Here is a 3,102-nt window from a genome sequence, read left to right as displayed (position 1 = left end):
ACTCCTAACTCCAAACTCCTAACTCCAAACTCCTAACTCCAAACTCCTAACTCCAAACTCCTAACTCCAAACTCCTAACTCCAAACTCCTAACTCTTATCAAAACTGACCTAATTGCAAACTGTAATTAATACTGAAGAACCAGCCATCAAAATCAATGTTTTCGCCTGTTGAACTACCTAAACTCACTCCAGCCTGCACATTTATATTGTTGGTATCAGATATTTGGTAATTTAAGTGTCCGAATAGTCGATGAAATTGGTCTTCTCGATCGCGCTGTGTAAAGTCCGAAAAGTTCACCTGGTAGTCAATACCAACCTGGAGAGGCTTTTGCAAGTAGTAGTTTAGAGACACCCAAAAGGAATTGATGATCCGATCGCGACTTTGGGGATCAGCGAAATTTACACTCAATTCGTAAAAGCTATTTAGTATTAATTTTGAAGTTAGGGGATCTCGCCGCCCTAAAGACACTTGCAAAGAATTCTCATTTAAAAAGCGATCGCCTGCTTTGAAGCTATCCAGGCGATCGCTGTTGTTGGCATAAAATAACTGTTGATTGCTCCAACTAACTTCTCCAAACATTCGCTGCGATAGCTGCTGGTAAATACCGAGATTAAATCTTACCTGGTTGTAATCGTATTGCGACTGATTAATATAACGAATCAAATTCCCATCAATTGAACCGTTTAAAAAAGTCTTAGCTCCCAAAGGGAAATATGCAGAGGCTAACGTCAGTCCAGAAAAAATTAAACCATCTTCTATAGGAATATCCTTTGAGGAAAAAATATTACTGGTTTGGAAGTAGGCTACATGTCCTTGTAGATAGCCTATAGGTTTAAATTTAACTACGGGTTGTTCTATTAGTGGAAAAGTAGGCTGTTCTAGGGGTCGTAACCGCACCCGTAATCCCAATTCGCTATCGCTATCAGATTCAGGTGGCTGTTTTGGCGATCGTAGTAGCTCTATTAGCCTCTCTAGCCTTTGGGACTGATTTATCTCAGATGCATTCAACAGTTCCTCTTTTGAGTCTGGAGGAGATGTAGGCAAATTACTTGGCTGCGATTCTAGCTGTGGCGGGTCATTTTGGTTTTGAGTATCCCCAGATTCTTTGGTTGTGTTTGGGGCTTGAGTAGTTTCGCGTGTTTGCTGCGCCAGCTTTAACGAAGAGGTTCTTGGTTGGGGGCTAAAAGTTTGGGGAAATGCCCCCTTCTTCCTGTCGTGGAAATGAAGGGGGGAACATGAGTCTGAACCCCCCACTTCTATTAACTGGTTATCGTACCCTACGGTAAGCTGGCGCAACAGGTGGGGTCGAATTCCCATATTTACTATCTCCCCAGCTAATAGCTCCCTGCTCCCTTGCCTCTTTTTCAACGGCATCTGCGATTTTGAAAGATGCGACTCACTGGACTGCTTGCACAAAGAGTTAATTAGCTCTTGCTCCAAATTCTGACATAGCTGATAATTTACCTGTGTGCTTGCTAAATTTTTAGAATGCAAAATATCTGTATTTGCAGATTCTGCCGCATCTGCTTTAATCCAACACCAGCTTCCACCACTGGAAACTAACAAAATACAAAAAAACAAATTCTTCCAGTTTTTGAGTTGCATCTGTTAGATTGCGTTGATCGCCTTTGGCAAATGTATACCCACAAGCTGTATCGGAGGTTCCGACTCAGAATATACAATTGAGTTCATCTATCTTAGCTTTGTAGCCATATACTGAAACTACAAACTGAAATTGCTCCTTTTCGGATTTTTCCCCAAATTATTTTGTAAAACTGAGATGATCGGATACAGTTACAGTTTATGCTCAAATCTAGTGAAATAAAGGCAGTAACTCATTTTACAACAGATCCATAACAACTTTTTGTCACTGTAGTTGACCTGATTAAAATGGATTATCTGTAAAATACTCCTGATTTAATTGTTAATATCAAGCAAGTACTAACCTTGAAATTGCCGCAGGCTTTCTTGTATCTAATGCTAGTTTTATAAAAAAACTTAAATCAGCTAAACACATAATTTATTTGTTGTCTATTTGTATCCATTCAATCTAGGCTAAAGTACAGATAAATTTACTAAATAAAATTGCTATAAGAATTATCAATAGCTTAAACTTTAAATTTTTTGGTATTACTTTAAAATCACAAGTTATCAAACTATGTTTTATAAATCGTATCTATTGTTAGTGATTGGTTTATCGGGAGTCATAGTACTGCCTTTGCCAAATAAGGTAAGTGCCATAACCCCTTTGACGCGAGCAGAGATTCAAGACCTCCGCAATATGGTACAACTGATACCCAAAGATAAACTGAAGAAACGTCCTGCACGCAAGTTAGATGCAATGACTCCTGGGGACGGGCTGTCAACTGGTCGAGCATCTCTAGCAGATTTGCGTTTCAATGATGGCTCTTTGGCACGAGTTGGAGAAGAGGCGTTATTTCAATTTTTGCCGAAGACTCGTGACTTTAAACTCTCAAATGGGACTGTGTTGCTGCTCATCCCACCAGGAAGGGGGCAAACACGTATACAAACGCCAAGTGCAGCAGCAGCAATTCGTGGTTCAGCATTATTTGTACGCTACGACCAACAAACAGACACCACAATTGTGGGTGCGCTGACAAATAGCGGCATTGAAGTTTCTAACAAGGAAGCTTCTGAAACTAAGGTGCTGGAAGCAGGGCAGATGATAGTTCTAGTTAAAGGGGAATTTCAGAACTTATATGATTTTGATCTGAGAAATTTTTATGAAACGAGCCAACTGGTTCGGGAACTTGATTTGAATAGGCAAAATTCTGTGCCTACACATCACGATCCAGCAATCACCAGTGTTCAAGCCGAAACTACTGCGGCTTTGAAAGCACAGCCATCGGTCAGAGGCGAGGGAGTAATTGAAATGCGGCTAACTCGTCCTAATAGCCCAACTGCTCCAACACCCGTAACCTCAACTGAGAAATCACCTAACACCTCAACTACTCCAACAGCCGTAACCTCAACTACTCCAACATCCGTAACCTCAACTACTCCAACATCCGTAACCTCAACTACTCCAACATCCGTAACCTCAACTACTCCAACATCCGTAACCTCAACTACTCCAACA

Annotated in this window: 2 protein-coding genes; one reads left to right on the top strand and one right to left on the bottom strand. The window is 40.8% G+C overall.

The window, feature by feature from the left end:
- Positions 1–98: 98 nt before the first annotated feature.
- Entirely contained in the window at positions 99–1,607 is a 1,509-nt protein-coding gene (locus tag V7K73_RS22345) for a hypothetical protein (RefSeq protein ID WP_334883146.1), read from the bottom strand.
- Between the two features lie 553 nt (positions 1,608–2,160).
- On the opposite strand from V7K73_RS22345, the gene V7K73_RS22340 reads away from it, so the two are divergent.
- On the top strand, positions 2,161–3,102 hold a 942-nt coding region (locus tag V7K73_RS22340), incomplete at its 3' end, for a FecR family protein (RefSeq protein ID WP_334883145.1).

This window comes from Nostoc sp., assembly GCF_036916975.1.
Taxonomy (GTDB): Bacteria; Cyanobacteriota; Cyanobacteriia; order Cyanobacteriales; family Nostocaceae; genus Nostoc.
Note: the sequence above shows the minus strand (reverse complement) of the source record. Positions and strands in the feature narration are given on the sequence as shown.

Excerpts from the sequence above, each read along its gene's own strand:
- V7K73_RS22345 (WP_334883146.1), bottom strand. The coding sequence starts at position 1,607 with ATGCAACTCAAAAACTGGAAGAATTTGTTTTTTTGTATTTTGTTAGTT.